This window comes from Oceanisphaera sp., assembly GCF_052084945.1.
Taxonomy (GTDB): domain Bacteria; phylum Pseudomonadota; class Gammaproteobacteria; order Enterobacterales; family Aeromonadaceae; genus Oceanimonas.
In genome coordinates this window covers 1-5,634 of record NZ_JBQDEX010000145.1, presented here as the reverse complement: position 1 = coordinate 5,634, position 5,634 = coordinate 1, and the positions used below count along the sequence as shown (strand labels likewise).

The following is a 5,634-nucleotide window of genomic DNA, read 5'->3' as shown; positions in this document are numbered from 1 at the left end:
AGTCTTTTTCAGATCTTATCTCTATTGTTCCGTGTTCTTCCGTGGGTTCCGTGGCAAAAAATTTTGATCAGTTAGTTTCCAGATTGGTATTACATCGTCATCGCAGATGACTTATGACTGCGCTTCAATGAGGCAATAATGGCGCCCACTACCACCAAGCACGCTGCCACTGGCAATCGCCAATCGGGGGCAGCTATACCCGCAATCACCAAAAAGGCGGCCGCTAAAACCGGTACGGCATAAGCCAAACTGCCCACCAAGGCGGCAGGCCCAGTACGCAGCGCCAAATCCCATGCCACCATAGCTAACCCATAAGGACCCAGTCCTAATGCCACACCAGCAGCCAAGGTGCTTCCCGAAGGCATACTCGAGGTGCCGCCTAACAGTAGATCACCAGTTGCCGCGCCACCAGCTGCAATTAAAAATAAGGTCGGCATCATAGGGGCAATGGCCAAAGGAGCGACCTGACAAATCCAAGAGTATAAAGCCCAGCAACAGGCAGCCAATAAGGCCAGTGCATAACCAAGCCCCTGCCCTGAGCCCTGTACACTTGATGATTCAGGTGACAATAAAATAGCCGCCCCACAAAAGGCCGTTAATGCCCCCAGCAATACCGGCATAGATAAGTACCGATAAAACATCCAGTGACTGATCACAATAAACATCACCGGCCAAGTATAAGTAATGAGTGCTGCCTCTGCCGCTGGAGCCTTACCCATACCGGCTAAATAGCTGCCCACTGCACCCAACATTAACGCCGGCACTAGCCCATAAATAACCAACTTCCATCGCACAGACACAACCGCAGTGTTTTGCTTTGGTTTAGGTCGGCGCAACGCCATGGGCAAGGCCGCCACAGCTCCGCTAAATAAGGCAATACTGGCTAATCGCAGTGGCGGGACCACGCCCGCAGCATCCACTAATAAGGGGGCAATAGACCACAGAATAACGGCGATCAATGCCGACAAAACACTGAGAAAAATCGAATGGGGTGAAGAAACAGCCAAATGACTCATCGTCGTTACTCCTGTAATGCGAGTGTTGTGAGTGAAACCACTACTCTATACACTTTAAAAACATCACAAAATCGATATTACTTGATAGCTATCATCACAGGAATTGATACATTGAGACGCCATATTCTTGATCTAAATACCTTGCATACGCTGGTAGTGTTGGCAGACACCGGTACAGTTACTGCGGCTGCGGAGCGCCTTGCTTATACCCAATCGGCGGTAAGTATGCAGTTAAATCGGCTAGAATCAGCATTAGGAGTGGCATTACACGAGCGCGATGGTCGTCGTATTCGCCTAACTGACGAGGGGCAAAGGCTGGTGAAGTATGCAAGAGAAATGCTGGCGATAAATAACCAAGCTATTGACGATCTTCAGCAACGCCAAGTGTCTGGGGAGCTGAGTCTTGGCATCCCAGAAGATTATGCGTTTTTGCTTACCTCAGTATTGTCACACTTTAGTCAATTATTTCCTGCTATTCGGCTGCAAGTTATTTGCCGCTCTAGCGTAGAGTTAATTAGTCAAGTACAAGACAGTAGCCTAGATCTAGCTGTAGTGACCCGCCAAGTTCGCTCGCCAGGAGGCGAAGTGATACGACGCGAGCCATTGGTGTGGGCCGTGGGCGCCAAGGCGCAACCTTCTCTGAGTGATCCTATTCCTTTGGCTTTGTATTCACCTGGGGCAGATGTGTTTCGGGATGTGGCAGAGCAAGCCTTGGCAGCTGCTGGGCGAGACTGGCGAGTGGCCTACTCTAGCCAATCCATGACGGGGTTAATGCCGGTGGTGGTGGCGGGCCTGGCGGTAGTCGTGGTCACTCGTAATATGCTAACTAGCCAATTGCGCGTGATTGATGAGCGCAGTGGCATGCCGGCATTACAATCTGTTGAAATTGCCCTACACAGGTCTGTGGGTCGCCCTTCAGAGCCGGCACGCCAATTAGCCGACTTGATCCGCACCCACTTAGCGTCTCACGAATCCTTTTAATCGAGCATTAACACCAATAAAAAAAGCCCGCTTAGCTATGGCTAAACGGGCTTAATATTTCACTTTATCTGTTATTAGGCTTCAGCTAATTCTTGCTCTTTAATAAAGCGGCGCATGCTACCTTCAGTATCAACCGCATGGTGCCATGATAAAGCCTTCTCTAAGCAGTGTGGTGTATGGCCACCACGCTCACAGGCTTCATCAAAGTAAGCTTGTAGTGCCGGGCGATAGCTAGGATCCACACAGTTATCAATTACCACTTGTGCACGCTCACGAGGTGCTAAGCCTCGCAAGTCAGCCAAACCATGCTCAGATACCAAAATATCAACATCGTGCTCGTTATGGTCTACATGGCTAACAAAAGGAACAAAACTGGAAATATCCCCGTTTTTAGCAACTGACTTAGTCACAAAAATCGACATATGCGCATTACGGGCAAAGTCACCCGAACCACCCACGCCATTCATCATGCGCGTTCCGCACACATGAGTGGAGTTAACATTACCGTAAATATCAGCTTCTAGTGCGGTATTAACAGCAATAATACCAAGGCGACGCACTATTTCAGGCAGGTTGGAAATTTCTTGCGGACGCAGAATCAAACGGTCGCGATACTTATCTAAGTTATTCCAAACACTCTTACCACGCTCTTCAGACAGCGTAATTGAACAGCCTGATGCAAAGTCCATTACCCCAGCATCAAGCAAATCGAAGGTACAGTCTTGTAGCACTTCAGAATACATAGTGAGATTTTTAAAAGGACCATGAGCAAAACCACTCATCACCGCATTCGCCATGGTACCAATACCGGCTTGCAGCGGCAGTAACGAGGGCGTTAAATGACCCGACTCAACTTCATAAGTAAAGAATTTAATTAAGTGGTCGGCAATACTCTGAGTGCCTTCATCTGGGGGTAATACGGTAGAGGGGCTGTCTGGAATATTAGACACCACAATGGCCGCAATTTTAGACGGATCAATAGGGATTTCAGTGCCACCAATACGCGAGTTAGGGGCAACCACAGGCACAGGCGTACGCTCGGGGCGCATTTCAGGGAAGTACACATCGTGCAAGCCTTGCAGCGCTAACGGTGCCGCCAAGTTTAACTCAATGATCACCTGATCAGCATCCATGGCAAAACTGGCAGAGTTACCTAATGATGTAGTAGGCACAATACCACCGTCTTTGGTAATCGCACAGGCTTCAATAACCGCCACATTAATCTTAGGCAATTGGTGATTACGCAGCTGTTCTACCGTTTCTGATAAATGCTGGTCAATAAACATCACCTTACCATCGTTAATCGCCTTACGCAGTGTGCTATCCACCTGAAAAGGCATACGACGTGCCAACACATTGGCTTCGGTTAACAAACGGTCTAAGTCATTACCTAAAGACGCTCCCGTCATTAGCGTAATAGACAGCGGATTTTCTTTGGCCATTTCGGCCAGTGCCATTGGTACCGCTTTCGCTTCACCAGCGCGGGTAAAGCCACTCATGCCAACCGTCATACCGTCTTTAATTAACGCAGCGGCTTGTTCAGCTGAACAGAGTTTGCTTTGCCAAGGTGCCCACTGACAACGCTGTGCCGTGATTGCTTCATCAAACATTCTAGAGTCTCCTGCTACTGCGCCTGACTGAGTCTGCGCTAAGCATCGCTATACAGGTGTATATGCGCTGCATATTGGTTAAGTGGTGTTGAATACCCAATCATTATTTACTCATGTCAAAAATAAACAAGCCGCTCTACGACTAAATGACAATAGCCTAATAAGGGTGAAAAGTGAGGGCACACCTGCAGAAGAGAAAACAAATAAACTCTTTCAATACAATATGTTACATAAAGATAACAAGCTCGTAATCTAGGTTTTAATCAGCGTATATGGCCGATCACTCGATGTGGCAATCTTTAAGCTAGGTCACATTTATATAATGACGAAAATCATCCATAACGATAAAAACAACCGCCAATAACTAGAGCACAACCTTAAATGCCAAGGCTAATAGCACCAATCCACTTACCCTATCTAACCAAACCGACTTAGCGTTTAACCAAGCCAATACCGGCCCACGAGAGAGCACCAAGGCCACCAATACATACCAAAGAGCATCTATGCCACCCGCAGTCAGCATCATAATGCCACTTTGTTGCCAGTTGGTATCGGCATCCACAAACTGACTAAACAGCGCCACAAAAAAGATAGCCAACTGCGGATTTAAAAATGCCACCATAAAGCCTTCAAAGGCTCCTTGTCGGCCAGCCATCTGCTGCCCAGCGTCTGCTTCATCTTGGGTATTAGGTTTGGCTAATAGCGCTTTAACTCCTAACCAGGCCAAAAAGGCGGCGCCCCCATAACGAATGCCAGTAAATAACAGTGGATTATTGGCAATAATCAACGCCAGCCCCAACGCCGTTAGCAGCGCATATAACCCCACGCCCGTGCCATGGCCTAAGGCCGTTAACACCCCATGACCTTGCCCCCCCTTAATGGTATTACGCATCACCACAGCCAAACTGGGCCCAGGGCTAATGGCTCCCACCACACAAATGGTGGCCAGCGCTAACCAGTTAGAAAACTCCATTTTGTTGTCTCATCTCACCGTGTAATAATTAATGGGTGCCTACTCTAATCTAAGCCTAAGGCAGCATAAACCTCGGCCTGCCTTTATTTGAACTTGTCTTTACTCGGTAAAGATATCTAGACTGGCCTTATTTGTACTAAAAATTGGCAAAAAAACATCATATTGGAGTGCTATCAGATTATGCGTTATTCGTGGATTTTATTTGATGCCGATGAAACATTATTTCATTTTGATGCGTTTCTCGGCTTAACGCGTATGTTTGAGACTTTTAACGTTAATTTTACTACAGAAGACTACCAAGACTATCGAACTTTAAGTGCCCCCTTATGGGTGGATTATCAAAACGGCACCATTAATGCTGCGCAATTACAGCATATTCGGTTTAAAGACTGGGCTGAGCGTTTAAGTGTCACCACAGAGCAGCTTAATCAAGACTACCTCAGTGCCATGGCCGAGGTATCACCGCCGCTGCCCGGCGCACCAGAGCTGATTAATGCACTACAGGGCAAAGCTAAGCTGGGCATTATTACTAATGGCTTTAGCGCCATGCAGCAAATTCGCCTTGATCGCGCCGGTTGGCAACAAGCCTTTGACACCCTCGTTATTTCTGAGCAAGTCGGCGTCGCCAAGCCCGATGTGGCTATTTTTGAGCATGCCTTTGCACTGATGGGGCATCCACCTAAAGAGCAGGTTTTGATGGTGGGTGATAATCCGCATTCCGATATTTTAGGCGGCATGAATGCTGGCATCGATACCTGTTGGCTAAATAGTGCCGGCCACCCAACCCCAACAGGCATAAAGCCCCACTATCAAGTCAGCTCATTAGCGCAGCTACAGCAATTATTGTTGGGGTAAGGGAAAGCCATACGCTTTACGTCTTACGCGGTACGTTAAACAAAAAACGAAACCTTAGAGCCGTCATGCCGAGCTTGCCCCGGCATCCACGGAAGACACAGAAAAAGGCAAGAGCGAACAGTGACAACGACTCAAATACTGCTAATGGTAAGGGCTCCCCCTACCAATAATTGGGTGTTTAGCTGTTACCCTATAAAGT

5 protein-coding genes are annotated in these 5,634 nt (G+C 47.9%); 2 read left to right on the top strand and 3 right to left on the bottom strand.

Translation table 11 applies throughout. The annotated features are described in order from the left end of the window. Window positions 1-89: 89 nt before the first annotated feature. The gene (locus ACTHY5_RS11035; protein ID WP_441879593.1) at window positions 90-1,016 is read right to left on the bottom strand and encodes a DMT family transporter; all 927 of its coding nucleotides are present in this window, start codon (window positions 1,014-1,016) and stop codon (window positions 90-92) included. A 111-nt stretch (window positions 1,017-1,127) separates the two neighbouring features. Here ACTHY5_RS11035 and ACTHY5_RS11030 point away from each other — a divergent pair, with 111 nt between their 5' ends. Continuing rightward, the gene (locus ACTHY5_RS11030; RefSeq protein WP_441879591.1) at window positions 1,128-1,997 is read left to right on the top strand and encodes a LysR substrate-binding domain-containing protein; all 870 of its coding nucleotides are present in this window, start codon (window positions 1,128-1,130) and stop codon (window positions 1,995-1,997) included. Between the two features lie 74 nt (window positions 1,998-2,071). Here the strand turns inward: ACTHY5_RS11030 and ACTHY5_RS11025 are convergent, their stop codons facing one another. After that, on the bottom strand, window positions 2,072-3,607 hold the full coding sequence (locus tag ACTHY5_RS11025; RefSeq protein WP_441879589.1) for an acetyl-CoA hydrolase/transferase family protein: 1,536 nt from the start codon (window positions 3,605-3,607) through the stop codon (window positions 2,072-2,074). A gap of 364 nt (window positions 3,608-3,971) precedes the next feature. After that, window positions 3,972-4,580, bottom strand: a complete 609-nt coding sequence (locus ACTHY5_RS11020; RefSeq protein ID WP_441879587.1) for a LysE family translocator — start codon at window positions 4,578-4,580, stop codon at window positions 3,972-3,974. Between the two features lie 180 nt (window positions 4,581-4,760). On the opposite strand from ACTHY5_RS11020, the gene yjjG reads away from it, so the two are divergent. Then, window positions 4,761-5,435 carry a pyrimidine 5'-nucleotidase gene (gene yjjG / locus ACTHY5_RS11015; protein WP_441879585.1) on the top strand — a complete coding sequence of 225 codons (675 nt, stop codon included), beginning with the start codon at window positions 4,761-4,763 and terminating at the stop codon, window positions 5,433-5,435. The last annotated feature ends 199 nt before the right edge of the window (window positions 5,436-5,634 follow it).